A 14,533-nucleotide genomic window follows, 5' to 3' on the forward strand; every position below is an offset into this window, starting at 1 on the left:
GCAGCATCAAGTGTGGTGTTCAAAGCCAATCTGAGCCGAGAGAGGCCTTCCTGTATCGAAGATTGACCTGGCCTGTCTTCACATGCGTAATGCCTTTGCACCTCGAGGCTGACGCTCAGCTCGGGGAATTCTGCGTCGAGCCAGCACACCACCGCGAGCGCATCGCGCTCGAGTTCCTGAGCCGCTTCTCGCGTCTTCTGCATTGCCGCCTGGACTCGGGAGGTCGATTCATCATGGATGTCGTGTAATCCTCCTTCTCGCCCTCTCTGGACCACTGGACCTTGATGTCATTGCAGATCGACCGGCGCGGCCGGCTTGATCAGGTCATTCCAGTCGGACGGGGGATCTCCCGCCGCAAGGCGCTTCTGGAAGACTCTGTAGGTGTCGGTCTTGCTGCCGTAGGCTCTCTTGGTGTTCTCGTTGTTCACCCTACCATAGATGATGATCCTGGACTTCATGTCGTGGCGGAAGAAGAGGCGGGACTGCTGAAGGAACTTCGCCCGCTTCCAGGTGCGGTGTTCCGGCCCAATCGTGTTGCCCAGGTCAAATACAGAGGAGGCTGGATCCGCTGGAATAACCTCCTTGGTCAGCTTTTCAGTGGCCGCCAGTATTTTCGAAGGGGCCTTCTTCCGGTAGGTCGACCACTGATATTGGCATTCTCGACAAGCTCCCTTTCGTCGGTGATAAGGGCAGGCCTCACGTCCAAGTCTCGATTTCATCCTCCGCCATGGGTTCAAAGAAATCGGGGATATTTACTACTTCTCCTTCGGCGATTCCGAGGCGAAACACGGACACTTTCGCTCCCGCCAATACAAGCCGAACGATCGGTTGGCCGCCGCGCGTAATTACCACATCTTCACCACGTTCGGCGGCCGCGACAAGCTCCGACAACCTCGCTTTCGCTTCTGCTATGTTCATCTGCATCAGTGCCAACTTGTAGACCTTCCCCTGCTCAGAGGGCGCCGAGGATGCGCTCGATGATCGCCGGATCATTCCCCGCGATGAGCCAGTCGCGTGGCGAATGCCCATCAAGATCTTCTCGCGGTGTTCGGAACAGCCGAGCCATGGCCTGGGCGGAGATCGGCCGCCCGGCGGCGAGCAGGGTGCGCCCGAGATGCGGCACCTCTCCTGTGTCGGTGAGCTGGAATGTCGGGATCAGCCAGCCTCGCCCGTGCGGGCGATGAACGGCCATCAGGGAGCCTGCCGCGATACGCTGCCGCAGGCGGGCATCGCTTACGCCCATACGGCGCGCCGCCTTGGCAAGCGGGATGGCCTTGGCCGTTATTATCGACTCCCGGGTCATCCCTTCCATCACGGGGGCCGACTTGTAGAAATCCTCGTCGGACATGGCGTTGCCCGCATCGATGCCGAAGCGCTCGAGGATCTCTTGCTCCGCCTTGTCCAGCGGGGTTTCCTCGCAGGTAACCTCATGCGCCTGCTCGACGATGCGCGCGGCAATGTGCAGTGCAGCCTCGGCCAGCTCTCTCTTCTCCTTGCTCGCCAGGGCCTGATCGATCAGGCTGAGATCCTTCCTGGTCCCGCTGGTCAGGGCGGTCTCGCCACCTTCGGCCGAATGCGTGATGAGTGTCATGAACTGCATGGGCATCTCCCTGGATGGGATATACTCCGTTAGCGGCCGGTTGTCAGTCCGCGATCATCCTGTCGCTCCGCGCGACCAGCAGCGAGACAACCTCGTTCTCCTGGGTTCTGAAGGATTGTTCGCCCAATTCGACCTGGTCAGCCCAATCGACGTCGAACCATGTGTCGCCCTCGACGGTCGACATGAAGCGGTCATCCGGGGCGCCGCCAAACAGGATGTCATAGGCTCCGCTCTGGTGGTCGAGGCAATCCTTCGGAAACCATATCTCCGCGATGCTCTTTGAGCGAACGAACCAGTGACGGCCATCTTTGCCGTATGCAACCAGCAGGGAAGGATGCACATCACTCTCGACCAGGCGATAGGCCATCGCAGTCAGGCTGACGTCGAAACGGGCCGCCAGTTCTCTCACGGTTTTCATGTCGAGGCGCTTGAAGTCACGCATCGCGTTCCTGAGCATGAAGCCGGGCATCAGCAAATCCGCGGCAAAACGGTTTGCGGCAGCTTCTCGTGAGAGGCCTTTCAGTTTTGTCCCGCTTCCCCTGATATCTTCCTTGCTACACAGGAGCTGATAGCCGCGATGCCACTCCCAATGTCCTATTTCGTGCGCCAGGGAAAACCGTTGGCGACGGGGAAGACTTCGCTCGTCTATCGAAATTATCGCCCGGCCAACATCGGCCCTGCCGGCAATGCAGGCATCGCTGTGAATCGGCACCAAAGGTTGACCCCACCTTGATGCACCACAAAGTAGTGAATCTATTGCAGATACTGAAATCCGGACGGGGTCACCATCGGCGCCGGTCGTGCCCCCAGACCGGTTGGAGTTTAGATCGGGAAACCAATGGCTTGTAGCCTGATGGTCAGGGGGTGATAGTTTGAAGCCGTTTAACATCTAAGACTTCGGTGGTCTCAGGCTCCCGCAACCAACTTTAGCGAACTTTCGCAAGAAGCCAAGCCCGCCGCACCGGCGGGCTTTGTTGTTTCCAGAAATTCCAACAGCACGCCACGCAGCTCGAGCCGGTGAAGCCGCGCGTCGGCGTCCCAATCGACCGCCGCAGTATTCGATCAGGCTGTGCAACTCCTCGCTGGCGCTGCCCGACACGTCCTCGTCCGACAGCGTCGCAACGAGGTCATCGACATAGGTCCGGTATTCGGCCATGCTTGGACCACGATGCGGGCCCGGGCAAAGGCCGATGCCGAGGAACGCCTGCGCGATGAATTCGCCAAGATCGAAACGACGCGCGAAGCGCTCAAGAGCAGATGCCCTCCGAGACCGACATCGCCGTGATCTACCGGTTTTAGTGGAAATGACGGTCACCTTGTCGCTGCAGGGCGCGCCGGGGTGACCGCTTTTTAATACAGTTGCGCCACAGACATGATTTGGTCATTCTGATCCACAGGTAATTGAAACGCGGAGAAGCCGCTCGAATACGCCTCCGTAGACATATGATGAGGAGCGATCATGAAACCTATTCTTGCCGCCGCAGCACTGTCCATCGCAGGTACCCCCGCACTCGCGCATCTGAACCCCGCTGAGCACGGGTCATTCGCCGCCGGTCTGTCGCATCCGGCTTTCGGTCTCGATCATATCCTTGCGATGCTTGCAGTCGGTCTGTGGGCTGCGACACTTGGCGGACGCGCGATCTGGGCGCTCCCCTCGTCCTTCGTCGGCGTGATGATGGTCGGGTTCATGGCGGCCGTCGCCGGTATAGGCCTTCCGTTGGTCGAACCCATGATCCTTGTCTCGGTTCTCGCGCTCGGTCTGGCGGTGGCGCTTTCGCTGCGTCTGCCGATCTCGGCTGCCGCTGGCGTCGTCGGGGTGTTTGCCCTGTTCCACGGTCATGCCCACGGCGGTGAGCTTGGAACCGCGGGCGCACTTGCTTTTGGCGCGGGCTTCGCAATCACCACGGCGCTTCTTCATGCTGTCGGTGTCGGCGTTGCTCTGGCGGCGAGCCGCATCATTGCCGGTTCAAAGGTTCTTCAAGGTATGGGATGGGCCACAGCACTTTGTGGTCTTTGGGTGATCGTCGGGAGCTGAACCTACTCTGTTCGCTGCCGTCCCGCGCGCCGGCGGACCCGCTCCAACAAGTCGCGGGCAAATCTGAACTGAGCCGAAGTTGTCATGGACCTTCTCGGAAAGCCGTAGGGCCGAGGGTGGCGAGAATTGACATGAAGTTGGTATTTGTCAGTGTTTCGGAGCCACCAAACGCTCGTAAAACTTAGGGCTAAACGAAACACTGTCGGGTTTTGCCGATAGGCCAAGCCATGCAACGCCGATGATGAAACCGATCAGGGCCCCTGCCGCGCCCACGAGATAGCGCATGGGGCGCCTGATAGCGCCAAGTTGTTGCGACCGGGTAGCAAAAAATTGGCGCAGAGGTTACAGCAGCCATCGGTTGCAGGGACGGGAAGGTCGGGTTTGGCGCCAACGAAACCAGATGTGAACGCAAGCAGACGAATTGACGCCGATCCGACAATGGATCCGGTGCGATGGCGCATCCTATCCGTGCTGCTGGTCACAATCTTCATGACGCTTGTCAGCGTGAGCATCGTGAACGTTGCGCTGCCCTCGATCCGGGTCGGCCTCGATGCTTCGGAAGCGGACCTTCAATGGGTCCTGTCAGGTTACGCGCTGACCTTCGGAGTGATCCTGGTGGCGGCAGGGCGTGCCGGCGACATCATGGGGCGCGGCGGGCTGTTCCTGATCGGGGTGGCCATCTTCACCATCGCCTCGGTCGCGGCGGGAATGGCGCCGAACGCGGAATGGCTGAACGGCGCCCGCTTCCTCCAGGGGATCGGTTCGGGCCTTCTGAACCCGCAGGGGCTGGGGATGATCCAGCACTATTTCCGCGGAGACGCGCGGGGGCGGGCCTTTGGCTATTTCGGCACGACGGTCGGTCTTTCGGTTGCTGTCGGCCCGGTTCTGGGCGGTGTTCTGATCGAGCTGGGCGGGACTGACATCGGCTGGCGCCTGACGTTCCTCGTCAACGTGCCAATCGGCGTCCTTGCGATCGTGCTGGGGCTCTTGTGGTTTCCGCGACCGTTGATCGTGCGGCTGCCGCGAACGGGCAGCGGGCTGCGCTCGCTCGATCCGGTAGGCGCAGTCCTGCTGGGCCTGGCTGTCCTCGCCTTTCTTTTCCCCTTCATGGAAGGCAGAGGCGGCGCCGCGCTCTGGTTGCTATCGCCGCTGGGCCTGCTCTTGGCCTGGCTCTGGGTTTTGTGGGAGCGGCGCTATGTCCGGCTGGGGCTCAGCCCGATGGTCGATCTCAGGGTGTTTTCGACCCGCAGCTATACCAACGGCACAAGCATCATGGCGCTCTATTTCATGGGCATCACGAGCGTCTGGGTGCTGGTCGCGCTTTACGTTCAGGAGGGTGACGGAAAAACGGCGCTGCAATCGGCGACCTTCGGCATCCCGGCTGCCCTTCTGTCCGCCTACGCCGCGCATTGGGCTGGGAGCCGGGTTGCCGTGCTTGGCCGCCGGCTGGTGATCGGCGGGTTGCTGGTCGCGCTCTTCGGTCTGGGGCTCAGCATCGTCGTCGTGATCCTGTTCGAAGCCGGTCATCTGAGCATCTGGTGGCTGATGGGATCACTGGCCTTCGTCGGCGTGGCGCAAGGCACGGTCATCAGTCCGAACCAGACCCTGACGCTGGCGGAGGTGCCGCTTGATTATGCAGGCAGTTCGGGAGCGATCATGCAGACGGGGCAACGGATCGGCACGGCGGTCGGGATCGCGGTGATCACGGCGGCGGTGTTCGCCACGCTGTCGGTCTCGTCCTGGGGGATGGCGATGATCGTGGGATTGGGCCTGATCGCCTTCGTGGTCGTCCTGGCGCTGCTTATGGCATTGAAAGACCTGAGGGACAGAAGGCAGCAGCCCGCACGGGAGGAAGAAAAGCCTGATCGGACAGTCTGACGAACAGACCGGATTTCGGAGCCTTGCCCCTTTCCTTCGGGCTCGCAGAACAATGATGAGGGTCAGGTCCGTCGGCGACGCCACTGCGCGCCCATGATCAGTAGCATTGCCAGATAGGCAGGAATAAAGAACCACTCCTTGTCCATTCGGGAGTTTGTTGTCTGCAGCTCAACCACTTTCCAGCCGAAATCGACACCCCATTTCTGGGCCGGGCTGTCGAAGCGGACATCGCCTACGGATCCGACGACACCAAGATCGCGCAGACGCAAGAAGATCGGCTTGCTGTGGTTGCGCGGGGCTCGACCTTCTGCCGGTCCCGAGGGTGTGCTCGCAGGCTATCGACACGGATCTGGACACCCGTAACGGCGCGACTGCGTTGAACGTCGAGACTCAATGCGGGATTGGCGAAGGCAAGCCGGGCAGAGATCTGACTGAAGCCGGCGTTTCGCGTGGATTCTGGGCCATGTCCTTGATCCGGGCATATTTCTCCAAAGCCCCAGGGATGTCCCCCGCCGATAACGCATAAATTCAAAAGCCCCGGCTCATGCCGGGGCTGATGGGAAATGGGACGCTTGGACCGGATATGTTTACGCTGCAATGGCGCGCAACATCCAGGCGCTCTTCTCGTGAAAATCGGCGCGCGACGTGGCCAGATCCGCTGTCACCGGGTCGTCGGCGGCCTCAGCGGTCTCAACCAGCGCACGCATGCGCGCCGCCAGCTTTTCGTGGTCGGATAAAAGGTCTTTGACCATGTCCTCTGCACTGAGGCTCGCATCCGCGTCCCGCGCATCCGGCCCGGCGGTCAGATCTGCCGGGCTGATCAGCGCGGGTTTGCCCAAGGCTCTGATACGTTCGGCCAGCACGTCTGCGGCGGTGAACATGTCGGTGTAATGCTCTTCCGTCATGTCGTGAATCGAGACGAATAGGGGACCCGTCACGTTCCAGTGGTATATGTGCGATTTCAGGACGAGACGATATGTACCCGCCAAAACCTCGCTCAGCGCCTCGGCCACGGACCCGATGTTCGAAATGCGGGGTTCCGTGTTTTCGTTGATTTGGGGCTGCTCAGTAGAGATTGTCATCGATGTCTCCTCTTTCAGGCGATTAATCCATGCCGCGCAAGACACGGACCGAAATGACGACACCGTTCGGGATTTGAACGGGCCGACCGATCGGATGGTGGTTCACCCTATGCGGCAATAGCGACTCGGTTGCGCTTGTTGGGGGCCGGGCCCCTGCGCTCGCCCTTTCTTGAGGCTCGGGGCGAGGGAGGCAAACCAAGGTCGCGGTCACCGAAGCCATTCACGACACGCCGGATATCGGACCGGTAGATGCCCATATCCCGCAGAAGCATATCGTCCATCGCTTCGAGTTCGGCGATCGCGCGGCGTCGTTGCCGCCGGCGCGCGAGGAATCGACCAAACTGCCCGATGAGGCCGACGGTATCATCGCGCTCGTTTTCGTGAGCGGTGTCGTGAAGCATTTCGCGGGTAATGTAGATAGACATTTTTCCTCCAGTTCGAAGACGACTGACGCCGAAGCGATGACCGTGATCGCGTGCCGGACATGCCCGTCCCGCAACGCCGTCATGCGTCATCGCTGTGTTCATGTGATCCGGATGGGATCGGAAAGCCCCGAGGCGTAAACAGGCGCTGCGGCCCGTCCTCCCGGGGTTACCGGCGGTTCAGTAGACTTCCTGCGCCCTGCAGAAACCTTCTATGAAAGCTGAACATCGTCATGCTTCTGATATGGCGATCGCAGAGACCGGATTCAAGCCTATCGCCGATGGAGGCAGAAGAATGCCCCGAGGGTGGCTCGGCGGCGGACTTGCGAACGTGCGGCGATTGTATGACCGTTATTTCAAGTGACATCAGACAGGTCTTGGGGCAACATGACGATGCTACGCATCAGAATCCAGGAGGACGCCGATGCTACTGAGCATGCACGAGCAGGAAAGGCTCATGGTCTACACGGCCGGCAAGCTAGCGCTGGAACGCAAGGAGCGGGGGCTGAAGCTCAATCTTCCCGAGGCGACGGCGCTGCTGACCTCCTATCTTCTCGAGGGCGCGCGCGATGGAGAGACAGTAACTGACCTGATGGAATCCGGGCGCAACGTGCTGACCCGCGAGGACGTGATGGAGGGTGTCCCCGAGATGATCGCGCAGATCCAGGTCGAGGCGACATTCCCCGATGGCACCAAACTTGTCACAGTGATGGAGCCGATCCGATGACCCGGAAACTCAACCCGTTCGCGCAGCTTGCGGCGGATAACGCCGGCAAGTCGGAGAGCGCGCGCGGCAAGCACTCGACCGACGATCCCGGCCGTGAGTATGACCAGACCAGTTCCGAGGCGAAGGAACGGACGCGATCCTCCGGACCCAGCGCCCCGAGCGAGCCGCGCCGCCCGGGTGGCGGCACTCGCCAGGCCCCGCGCCGCCAATCGGAGGCGCCGCTCGATCATGAGGCCGACCCCGTCATCCCGGGCGAGATCCTTTATGGCGAGGGCGATGTGGTTATCAACGAAGGGATGGAAGTCACGACGATCCGCGTCGCCAACACCTCCGACCGCCCGATCCAGATCGGATCACATTATCACTTCGCCGAGGTGAATGCCGCGCTTGAATTCGACCGGGATGCCGCTTGGGGCAAGCGCCTTGCGGTGCTGTCGGGCGGCGCCGAACGGTTCGAACCCGGCGCCGTGGCCGAGGTGGGTCTCGTGCCCATTCAGGGCAAGCGCATCGTTCTGGGGTTGCGCGGCTTGTGCAACGGAAGGCTCGACGATGCAAAAGGTTGATCGCCGCGAATACGTGGCCTCCTACGGGCCGACCAAGGGCGACCGTATCCGCCTTGCCGATACCTGCCTGACGATCGAGGTCGAGGAGGACCGTTCCGGCGGGGGTGATGAATCCGTGTTTGGCGGCGGCAAGTCGATCCGCGAGTCGATGGGCCAGTCGTCACACACCCGCGCCGAGGGCACGCCCGATCTGATCATCACCGGCGCCGTGATCCTCGACCACTGGGGGATCATCAAGGCCGATATTGGCATCCGCGACGGGCGCATCGTCGGTATCGGCAAATCCGGCAACCCCGACACGATGGACGGCATCGACCCGACGCTGGTCATCGGTCCCTCGACCGAAGTTATGGCCGGCAACGGGCTGATCGCCACGGCGGGCGCGATCGACACCCATGTGCATTTCGTCGGCCCGCAGATGCTGCAGATCGCGCTTGCCTCGGGCGTCACCACCGTCACCGGCGGCGGCACCGGCCCGACCGAAGGCTCCAAGGCCACGCTGGCCACCCCCGGTTCATGGTGGATGGAACGGATGCTGGAGGGCTTCGACCCCTGGCCGGTGAACGTGTTGTTCCTCGGGCGCGGCAACACCATGTCCAGGGAGGCGATGTGGGAGCAGCTGCGCGGCGGCGTCGGCGGCTTCAAGGTGCATGAGGACTGGGGCGCGACCCCCGCCGCCATCGACGCCTGCCTGTCGGTAGCCGAGGAGTCCGGCGTACAGGTGGCGATCCATTCAGACACGCTGAACGAGGCGGGGTTCAAGGAGGATCTGCTGAAAGCGGTCGATGGCCGGACCTTCCACGCCTTCCACACCGAGGGTGCGGGCGGCGGACATGCGCCCGACATCATCAGCATCGCGGGCGAACGCAACGTCCTGCCCGCCTCGACCAATCCGACGCGGCCCTTCACGAAAAACACCGTGGCCGAGCATCTGGACATGGTGATGGTGGCCCATCACCTGAACCCGCAGGTGCCCAACGATCTGGCCTTCGCGGAAAGCCGCGTGCGCGCAGGCACCATTGCCGCCGAGGATATCCTTCAGGACATGGGCGCGATTTCCATCATGTCGTCGGATGCGCAGGCGATGGGCCGGATCGGCGAGACGGTGATGCGCTCATGGCAGACCGCGCATCAGATGAAGAAACTGCGCGGCGCGCTGCCGGGCGACGACCGCGCCGACAACATGCGCGCGCGGCGCTACGTGGCGAAATACACGATCTGCCCGGCCGTCGCACACGGGATGGAGCGCGAGATTGGCTCCATCGAGGTGGGCAAGAAGGCCGATATCGTGATGTGGCAGCCGGCCCTGTTCGGTGTGCGGCCCCATACGGTCTTTACCGGCGGCATGGTCGCGACGGCGGCGCTGGGCGATCCCAACGCCTCGATCCCGACGCCGCAGCCGGTGATGGAGCGGACCGGGTATAACGTGCATTCCCCTGCCTCGGGGGCGACCAGCGTCGCCTTCGTGTCGCAGGCGGCGATCGACGACGGGCTGGCCGACCGGATCAACACCAATCGTAAATTCGTCGCCATCGCGAACACGCGGGGCCGCACCAAGGAGGACATGCCGGAAAATACCGCCCTGCCAAAGATCGAGGTCGATCCCGATACCTATTCAGTGAAGATCGATGGCGAGAATGCCGATCACGAACCGGCCAGCGAAGTGCCAATGGCGCAGCGATATTTCCTGTTCTGAAAAAGGAAGCAGCCGGAATGGAAAGGCAGGCAGCCCTTTTGCTACTGGCGGATGGTCGCCTGCCTGCCGGGGGCTATGCCCACTCCGGCGGCTTGGAGCCGGCAATCACGGCGAAGCGCGTCACTGACGTGGCGGGGCTGGAGAATTTCCTGATCGGCCGGGCCGAAACCGCCGGGCTGATCGCGGCGGCGTTTGCTGCGGCGGCTTGCATTCGGGCGGTGCGCGATGATTTCAGCGATCTGGCGGTGCTGGAAGCAGAGCTTGACGCGCGCGCGCCTTCTCCCGAATTGCGCAAGGTCTCGCGCGATCTTGGGCGGCAATTGCGCCGCGCCATGAGCAGTATCCATCCGCATCCGTTTTTTGCCGCTCTGGGAGACGCGCCGCATCAACCCATCGTCATGGGTGTCGCGGCGGCGGTTATGGGTCTTGGCCCGCGCGACGCCGCGCTCGCGATCCTGCACGAGAACAATTCCGGGGCGGCGGCGGCGGCGGCCAAGCTGATGCGCGTCGATCCGTTCGATGTGCACGCCATCCTCGCCCGCATGACGAAACGGCTGGATGCGCTGTCCGTGCGGGCTGCCGCTGCCGCCGACGGCCCGCCCGCCGATCTGCCTTCGCCAGGCGCGCCCCTGTCCGACATCGCCGCCGAGCATCACAGGAGGCGAGATGTACGACTCTTTGCATCCTAAATCGGCGCACCGCCCGATCGGCGCCATGTCCGCCCGCGCAGTCCTGTCCAGCGCGCTCGGCCCGAACGGCAGCAGCCACATCCAGACGCTGCGATCGGACGGGCCGCTTGTCCTGCGCAAGAGCAACCCCAAGGGGTCCGAGCCGCTGACGCATCGGCGCCCCGATGTGGCGCGCGTCGCCCTTGCCGCCGGTACCGCGGGGCCGCTGGGCGGGGATGACTATGCGCTCGACGTGCAAGTCGGGGCGGGCAGCACGATGGTGCTGCAAGAGGTCTCGGCCATGCTGATCCTGCCGGGGCTGGAGGGCGCGAAATCGCAAATGTCGATCACCGTTCGGGTCGAAGCCGGGGCCACCTTCGTCTGGCTGGCCGAGCCGATCATCGCGGCGCATCGCTGCAACCATCGCCACGATGTGCGGGTCGCGCTTGCGTCCGATGCCCGGATGATCTCGCGAGAGGAAACGTTGCTGGGCCGTCATGGCGAGCCTGCGGGCGATCTGACCAGCCGGTTGCGCGTCACCCGGGACGGCGCGCCGCTTTATGACCAGCAGGTTGCGTTCGGACCCGCCCGCGATGGCTGGAACGGGGCGGCGGTTCTGGACCGGAATCGCGCGGTCGGATCAGTGATCGCGGTCGATCCCGGCTGGACCGAGGCGCCGCCCCCCGCACACCCCTACCACGAGACCGCTGCGCTGACGCCGCTGGCCGGGCCGGGCGTCGCCATAGGCGCGGTTGCAACTGACAGCCTGTCGCTGCGCCGCCTGCTGATGCGCGGCGTGAATGAACTCGGCCCCCCCTGGGCCATCTGAAGGAGACGACGCCATGCATGATGACACGACAACCCCGCAAACCCGCGCCCTGCGTCTAGGCGTTGCCGGCCCAGTGGGTACCGGCAAAAGCTCGGTGATCGCCACGATCTGCCGACACCTGCGTGACGACTTCGCGCTCGGAGTCATCACGAACGACATCTACACGGACGAGGACGCGCGCTTCCTGAAATCCGAAGGCGTGCTACCCGAAGAGCGCATCCGCGCCGTCGAGACCGGCTCCTGCCCGCATACCGCGATCCGCGACGATGTGACGATGAACCTGATGGCGGTCGAGGACATGGAGCGCGATTTCGCGCCGCTCGATATCGTGCTGGTGGAAAGCGGCGGAGACAACCTGACGGCGACGTTCTCACCGGCGCTGGTGGATGCGCAACTCTTCGTGCTTGACGTGGCCGGTGGCGGCGATGTCGCGCGCAAGGGCGGGCCGGGAATCAGCGGCGCCGACCTGCTGATCATCAACAAGATCGATCTGGGTCCGCATGTCGATGTGGATGTCGAGCAGATGGTCGCCGACGCAGAAAAGGCCCGCGATGGTGGACCGGTCCTTGCGTTGTCGCGCAAACGAGCCGACACAGTGGAAAAACTGTGCGACTGGGTGCGCAAGATGCACAAGACCTATGCTGGCGGCGGGCACATTCCCGTCGATCCCGGCCCGATGGCGCCCCACCATCACGCGCATGACGATGGTCATACCCATAACCACGATTGACGACCAGGATCAGACGGGCGAACTGGCTGCAATCCGAAAGGGGCCGATGGACAGTCTGAGCTGGCAGATAAAACATGCAGTGCGCATGGTCGTGTCTGGCTCGGGCGCCTATCTGCTGGTGTTCTCGCTTGGTCTTCAGGTGGAGTTCTCGGCCGTCATTACCGCCATTTTCGTCACCCAGAGTAACGTCGGCGGGTCGTACCGCGTGGCGGTCGAGCAGTTCTTCGCGGCGATCGTCGGCGCAATCTGTGGCGCGGGGGCCGCCGTGCTGATCCTTCCGCAGGATCCCGTGTCGACCGCCATTGCGCTGGTGATCGCGCTGACGCCCCTGGCGCTGCTTGGCGCACGTTCGCCCGGATTCCGGGTGGCGCCGATCAGCGCGGTGATCATCCTTCTGGAAGGACCGGGATTTGAACTCGACACGCTGACGCTTGCGCTTGACCGGGTGCTGGGTGTCGCGCTCGGCTGTGGCGCTGGCGTGGCGGTGTCCCTGACGGTATATCCCGCGCGCGCATTGTCTGCCGCCGTCGAAACCGCTGGCAGGGTGACTGCTTTGCTGGCGCGGCAGATGCAGATCCTGTCCAAGAAAGAGCCATCGCTTCGCGGCGAACACGGCGCTCTCGCGGCGCAGGTGCGCGAGAACCTCGTGCGGCTCGAAGGCTTGGTGGAAGAGGCCGAGCATGAGCGGCGCGGAAGATCCACGCGTTATTCCGGCACACCGCGCCTGCTGCGGACTTTGCGTCTTCTCGTCGGCGAGGATGCGCCGGAGGATTTCGATACGCTGAGCCCGGCCGTGCGGGCCTATCTCGGCGCGCTGGAGGACATCCGGAAAAGCGGAGAAGTGCCCATGCTTCCGCCCGCCACTCTTCGGCGCATGTTCGGGATCGGGTTTACGCTGGATCAGCTTCGGCGGGATATCGGTGACATGATCGAGATCGCGCGAGAGGTTCCGAAACCACGGCCCGGTTTGCTCGCGCCGCCGATACGAAGTTGATCTGACGCCATCGGGCGCGGCCTGTGGCGGCCGACCGGGCGTAGTCGATCAACCATGTCGCCTTCCGTGCGGAGAATGATGATGTGCGGAAGGGCTAGCAGGAACAAGGACCGCGATTGCCCGTTGGCGATTATCGGTCAACTACGTGTTGCGCGCTAATCTGATCCGGCAAGCCGCAGCGTGCAGCTTTGTCCGGCGAGGATCGCGCCCTCGGGATTGGGCAATTCCAAACGCACCCCGAACGTGCCCGTCGCCGCGTCCAGCACCGGATCGATCACCGCCAGCGTCGCGGCGACCGTATTCCCGGTTTCGAGCGTCACTTCGCCGGTTTGGCCGACCGCCACGTCGGCGCGGCGCGCGGCGGGCAGGTAGGCTTCGACGTGCAGCGGGTCGATCCGCGCCAGCACGATGATCGGCGCCTGTTCGTTGTAAAGCTCGCCCGCCGACATCAGCGTGTCCGTCACCACCCCTTTGAAGGGCGCGCGCACCCGCTTGCGTTCGCGCGCGGCGAGCGCGGCGGCAAGCTGCACCTTCGCCACCTCGATCTGGTAGATCGCCTCTTCCTCCTCGAGGCGGGCGGACTGCGCGGCGAGGATCGCGGCCTCCTGTTCGGATTTCGGCACGAGGTTGCGCTTGACCAGCGTGGTCAGGCGCCGCGCGTTCAACTCCGCCGTCTCGGCCTTGGCGCGGGCCAGCCGCACGGCGATGTCCGACCCGACGCGCAGGCGGGCGAGGTCAAGCTGCGCCTCCTCTTCGGACGCCTCCAGTTCGGCCAGAACCTGGTCATGCGCCACCCGATCCGCGCGCTCCACCAGGACCTGCGCCAGCACGCCGCGCGCGGCCGCGCCGATGCGGGCGATCTCGTTGGCCTGCACGAGGCATTCGGTAACCGGCTGCGCCCCCGCCGCGCCGGCCGAGTAGATCAGCGCGGCGCAGAGCCCGAGAAGCCGGACCGGGGCGAAGTTCATCGGCGATGTCCTATGCTGATTGCCAGACACGCGGCGATCATGGTATACGGCTAACCATAATACAAGAATTTCAACGGTCCGGCATGTGGGGGCACGCCGGATCGACATCGGCGGAACAACTCAGCGGACCGCGTTCCGCCGGTAATTGGTGTAACGGTTTCAGGGGAGACCATGGGGGGAACTGCTGTTTCAGGCGGCGCTGTCTGCAAGCGCCGCGCGGGTACGTGAAACGTCCGCGCGATTCCCGTGTTCACGAGACCCCGGACGCCGTTCGGGGCGAAAGCCGCCCGTCCGTCGCGTGCACCTCCTGTTCGCATCTCGCCACGCATCTGAAGGGATCG

The 14,533-nt window shown here is 63.4% G+C and carries 18 protein-coding genes; 9 read left to right on the top strand and 9 right to left on the bottom strand.

Features of this window, described 5'->3' with window-relative positions:
• Positions 1-287 precede the first annotated feature (287 nt).
• From D6850_RS14755 to D6850_RS14770, 4 genes are read right to left on the bottom strand one after another with little or no spacing between them, the layout of a single operon-like run.
• On the bottom strand, positions 288-719 hold the full coding sequence (locus D6850_RS14755) for a type II toxin-antitoxin system YhaV family toxin (protein WP_121168322.1): 432 nt from the start codon (positions 717-719) through the stop codon (positions 288-290).
• On the bottom strand, positions 697-924 hold the full coding sequence (locus D6850_RS14760) for a type II toxin-antitoxin system Phd/YefM family antitoxin (protein ID WP_121168324.1): 228 nt from the start codon (positions 922-924) through the stop codon (positions 697-699). The genes D6850_RS14755 and D6850_RS14760 overlap by 23 nt, the downstream gene beginning before the upstream one ends.
• 28 nt (positions 925-952) lie before the next feature.
• Positions 953-1,600, bottom strand: coding sequence for a hypothetical protein (locus tag D6850_RS14765; RefSeq protein ID WP_121168326.1), 648 nt, complete (start codon positions 1,598-1,600; stop codon positions 953-955).
• A gap of 43 nt (positions 1,601-1,643) precedes the next feature.
• On the bottom strand, positions 1,644-2,312 hold the full coding sequence (locus D6850_RS14770) for an ImmA/IrrE family metallo-endopeptidase (protein ID WP_245964204.1): 669 nt from the start codon (positions 2,310-2,312) through the stop codon (positions 1,644-1,646).
• Positions 2,313-3,059: 747 nt separating this feature from the next.
• On the opposite strand from D6850_RS14770, the gene D6850_RS14775 reads away from it, so the two are divergent.
• Positions 3,060-3,635, top strand: a complete 576-nt coding sequence (locus D6850_RS14775; RefSeq protein WP_121168330.1) for a HupE/UreJ family protein — start codon at positions 3,060-3,062, stop codon at positions 3,633-3,635.
• A 147-nt stretch (positions 3,636-3,782) separates the two neighbouring features.
• On the opposite strand, the gene D6850_RS19545 is transcribed toward D6850_RS14775, so the two are convergent.
• Positions 3,783-3,920 carry a hypothetical protein gene (locus tag D6850_RS19545; protein WP_166434083.1) on the bottom strand — a complete coding sequence of 46 codons (138 nt, stop codon included), beginning with the start codon at positions 3,918-3,920 and terminating at the stop codon, positions 3,783-3,785.
• Positions 3,921-4,073: 153 nt separating this feature from the next.
• Between D6850_RS19545 and D6850_RS14780 the strand changes: the two genes are divergently transcribed.
• Entirely contained in the window at positions 4,074-5,513 is a 1,440-nt protein-coding gene (locus D6850_RS14780) for an MFS transporter (protein ID WP_121168332.1), read from the top strand.
• Positions 5,514-5,575: 62 nt separating this feature from the next.
• Here the strand turns inward: D6850_RS14780 and D6850_RS14785 are convergent, their stop codons facing one another.
• The 3 genes from D6850_RS14785 to D6850_RS14795 form a co-directional block, all read right to left on the bottom strand.
• A complete protein-coding gene (locus D6850_RS14785; protein ID WP_166434084.1) occupies positions 5,576-5,782 on the bottom strand; it encodes a DUF3394 domain-containing protein in 207 nt (68 codons plus the stop codon).
• 318 nt (positions 5,783-6,100) lie between these two features.
• Complete coding sequence (locus tag D6850_RS14790; protein ID WP_121168336.1) at positions 6,101-6,595, bottom strand: Dps family protein; 495 nt, start codon at positions 6,593-6,595, stop codon at positions 6,101-6,103.
• Positions 6,596-6,702: 107 nt separating this feature from the next.
• Entirely contained in the window at positions 6,703-7,020 is a 318-nt protein-coding gene (locus D6850_RS14795; RefSeq protein WP_206019284.1) for a YjiS-like domain-containing protein, read from the bottom strand.
• Between the two features lie 433 nt (positions 7,021-7,453).
• Between D6850_RS14795 and D6850_RS14800 the strand changes: the two genes are divergently transcribed.
• From D6850_RS14800 to D6850_RS14830, 7 genes are all read left to right on the top strand, one after another.
• Complete coding sequence (locus tag D6850_RS14800) at positions 7,454-7,744, top strand: urease subunit gamma (RefSeq protein WP_425452397.1); 291 nt, start codon at positions 7,454-7,456, stop codon at positions 7,742-7,744.
• Between the two features lie 245 nt (positions 7,745-7,989).
• Positions 7,990-8,307 carry an urease subunit beta gene (locus tag D6850_RS19550; RefSeq protein WP_166434092.1) on the top strand — a complete coding sequence of 106 codons (318 nt, stop codon included), beginning with the start codon at positions 7,990-7,992 and terminating at the stop codon, positions 8,305-8,307.
• Positions 8,294-10,003 (top strand): urease subunit alpha, encoded by a 1,710-nt coding sequence (locus D6850_RS14810; protein ID WP_121168343.1) that lies wholly within the window; start codon positions 8,294-8,296, stop codon positions 10,001-10,003. Before D6850_RS19550 ends, D6850_RS14810 begins: the two co-directional genes overlap by 14 nt.
• A gap of 17 nt (positions 10,004-10,020) precedes the next feature.
• Complete coding sequence (locus tag D6850_RS14815; protein WP_121168345.1) at positions 10,021-10,692, top strand: urease accessory protein UreF; 672 nt, start codon at positions 10,021-10,023, stop codon at positions 10,690-10,692.
• Positions 10,693-10,717: 25 nt separating this feature from the next.
• Positions 10,718-11,500: an urease accessory protein UreD gene (locus D6850_RS14820; RefSeq protein WP_166434085.1), complete on the top strand. Its 783-nt coding sequence runs from the start codon at positions 10,718-10,720 to the stop codon at positions 11,498-11,500.
• Between the two features lie 13 nt (positions 11,501-11,513).
• A complete protein-coding gene (gene ureG, locus D6850_RS14825; protein ID WP_121168349.1) occupies positions 11,514-12,230 on the top strand; it encodes an urease accessory protein UreG in 717 nt (238 codons plus the stop codon).
• A 46-nt stretch (positions 12,231-12,276) separates the two neighbouring features.
• Entirely contained in the window at positions 12,277-13,224 is a 948-nt protein-coding gene (locus D6850_RS14830; RefSeq protein WP_166434086.1) for an FUSC family protein, read from the top strand.
• Positions 13,225-13,379: 155 nt separating this feature from the next.
• On the opposite strand, the gene D6850_RS14835 is transcribed toward D6850_RS14830, so the two are convergent.
• Positions 13,380-14,192 (bottom strand): efflux RND transporter periplasmic adaptor subunit, encoded by an 813-nt coding sequence (locus D6850_RS14835; protein WP_166434087.1) that lies wholly within the window; start codon positions 14,190-14,192, stop codon positions 13,380-13,382.
• Positions 14,193-14,533 lie beyond the last annotated feature (341 nt).

Origin of the sequence: Roseovarius spongiae, from assembly GCF_003651245.1 — a bacterium.
Taxonomy (GTDB): Bacteria; Pseudomonadota; Alphaproteobacteria; order Rhodobacterales; family Rhodobacteraceae; genus Roseovarius; species Roseovarius spongiae.

Excerpts from the sequence above, each read along its gene's own strand:
- D6850_RS14755 (WP_121168322.1), bottom strand. The coding sequence starts at position 719 with ATGAAATCGAGACTTGGACGTGAGGCCTGCCCTTATCACCGACGAAAG.
- D6850_RS14760 (WP_121168324.1), bottom strand. The coding sequence starts at position 924 with ATGCAGATGAACATAGCAGAAGCGAAAGCGAGGTTGTCGGAGCTTGTC.
- D6850_RS14765 (WP_121168326.1), bottom strand. The coding sequence starts at position 1,600 with ATGCAGTTCATGACACTCATCACGCATTCGGCCGAAGGTGGCGAGACC.
- D6850_RS14775 (WP_121168330.1), top strand. The coding sequence starts at position 3,060 with ATGAAACCTATTCTTGCCGCCGCAGCACTGTCCATCGCAGGTACCCCC.
- D6850_RS19545 (WP_166434083.1), bottom strand. The coding sequence starts at position 3,920 with ATGCGCTATCTCGTGGGCGCGGCAGGGGCCCTGATCGGTTTCATCATC.
- D6850_RS14780 (WP_121168332.1), top strand. The coding sequence starts at position 4,074 with ATGGATCCGGTGCGATGGCGCATCCTATCCGTGCTGCTGGTCACAATC.
- D6850_RS14790 (WP_121168336.1), bottom strand. The coding sequence starts at position 6,595 with ATGACAATCTCTACTGAGCAGCCCCAAATCAACGAAAACACGGAACCC.
- D6850_RS14795 (WP_206019284.1), bottom strand. The coding sequence starts at position 7,020 with ATGTCTATCTACATTACCCGCGAAATGCTTCACGACACCGCTCACGAA.
- D6850_RS14800 (WP_425452397.1), top strand. The coding sequence starts at position 7,454 with ATGCACGAGCAGGAAAGGCTCATGGTCTACACGGCCGGCAAGCTAGCG.
- D6850_RS14810 (WP_121168343.1), top strand. The coding sequence starts at position 8,294 with ATGCAAAAGGTTGATCGCCGCGAATACGTGGCCTCCTACGGGCCGACC.
- D6850_RS14815 (WP_121168345.1), top strand. The coding sequence starts at position 10,021 with ATGGAAAGGCAGGCAGCCCTTTTGCTACTGGCGGATGGTCGCCTGCCT.
- D6850_RS14820 (WP_166434085.1), top strand. The coding sequence starts at position 10,718 with ATGTCCGCCCGCGCAGTCCTGTCCAGCGCGCTCGGCCCGAACGGCAGC.
- ureG (WP_121168349.1), top strand. The coding sequence starts at position 11,514 with ATGCATGATGACACGACAACCCCGCAAACCCGCGCCCTGCGTCTAGGC.
- D6850_RS14830 (WP_166434086.1), top strand. The coding sequence starts at position 12,277 with ATGGACAGTCTGAGCTGGCAGATAAAACATGCAGTGCGCATGGTCGTG.
- D6850_RS14835 (WP_166434087.1), bottom strand. The coding sequence starts at position 14,192 with ATGAACTTCGCCCCGGTCCGGCTTCTCGGGCTCTGCGCCGCGCTGATC.